Annotated in this window: 1 protein-coding gene; it reads left to right on the forward strand. The window is 42.2% G+C overall.

The annotated features are described in order from the left end of the window. Nucleotides 1–155: 155 nt before the first annotated feature. Complete coding sequence (locus RCO25_RS34495; protein ID WP_309000553.1) at nt 156–1,514, forward strand: IS4 family transposase; 1,359 nt, start codon at nt 156–158, stop codon at nt 1,512–1,514. Nucleotide 1,515: the final 1 nt, after the last annotated feature.

The raw sequence follows: 1,515 nt of genomic DNA on the forward strand, positions 1-1,515 counted from the left end.
CTCAACTTTCTCAGAGCCAAAACAACTCTAGAGCCTTGATACTAAAGGCATTATGACCGTTATAATATAGGGTTTGACGAACAAAAAACACCTTCTGTTTGGTATAATAGGAATTGTCGAGATCCCAAATTATACGCAGAAAAGGTGCTTCCTATATGATAAATCATAATGATCCATTTGATCAACTCCCTAATGAAATTAAGCTTGGCTTTAAAGAATTAAATGTGCCCAAACACCTTAACAATTCGGGCTTTAAGAAGAAGTTTGGATTCACATGCGTGTACTTGTTTCGTTTGGTATTTGTGCTCTTGTTTCATCAAAAAAACTGGTTTCGTCTCCTCGAAAGCAATAAAGGCGAGTCGTTTCTAGGTAAAGATACGGTATATCGTTTCTTGAATCACCCTGGTTTTGCTTGGCGTAGATTTTTGACGTCCTTAAGCATCGAAACCATTGATAAAGTTGAATCGTTAACCTCGGATGATCGGATAACAGCGTTTATTTTTGACGATTCCATGTTTGAGCGTAATCGCAGTAAAGCCGTAGAACTCTTGGCAAGATTTAAAGATCACGCAACAGGTGCGTACTACAAGGGATTTCGTATGATGACAATGGGCTGGTCAGACGGCCATACGTTTCTACCAATGGACTTTAGCTTGCTTAGTTCGATAAAATCCGGAATTGTAGGTATGACGGAAAAGATCGACAAGCGTACATCTGGCTATAAGCGCCGCAAGGAAGCCTTACTGCCGGGACCGCAAGTGATTACGGCCATGGTTGATCGGGCCATTGCTGCAGGGGTTTCTGCTTCTTACGCGTTAATGGACAGTTGGTTTACTCATGCACCTCTTATTCAGGAAATCCTGAATCGTGGACTGCATGTAATTGGCATGGTCAAGAATGATAACAAACGATATCTAGTAGAGGGTAAACGGTTGTCCCTAAAGGCTTTGTATGAGGTTGCTCCCAAAGTTGAAGGAACCAACCGTACCGTTCTTCGCTGTATTCGAACACTTCTCGTTCCAAGCGTACCCGTCATGGTCGTGTTTATTCGCCATCGTTCTAAGAAGAACGAGTGGCTTGCTATTCTCTCAACGGATTTAACTTTGACACCTCAAGAAGTAATTGCCACCTATAAGATGCGTTGGGACATCGAAGTTTTCTTCAAGTGTACCAAATCGCTTCTGCGTTTACAGAAGGAGTTTCAAGGTCGTTCTTATGACTTGCTCGTTAGCCATACGACAATCGTATTCTCTCGTTATATTCTTTTGGCTTGGCAGCACCGTCAGAGTACCGATCAACGAACACTCGGTGGTCTGTTTTATCAGCTTTGTGATGAGGTAAGCACGTTGGATTGGGCAATAGCTCTCCAACAACTGGTCGAATTAATTAATGAGATCGCTACGAAAGCTGGAAAGAAGATCACAAAGCTAATTCAGAGTCAACTCCAGTATTGGATTGCAGGTTTGCCTAATTACATCAAGGCTTATCTGTCAATTTCAAGCTGCGAAAGTTGAG

The sequence above is a fragment of the Paenibacillus sp. LHD-38 genome (genome assembly GCF_031157315.1).
Classification (GTDB): domain Bacteria; phylum Bacillota; class Bacilli; order Paenibacillales; family Paenibacillaceae; genus Pristimantibacillus.

Coding starts and splice junctions, on each gene's coding strand:
- RCO25_RS34495 (WP_309000553.1), top strand. CDS start 156: ATGATAAATCATAATGATCCATTTGATCAACTCCCTAATGAAATTAAG.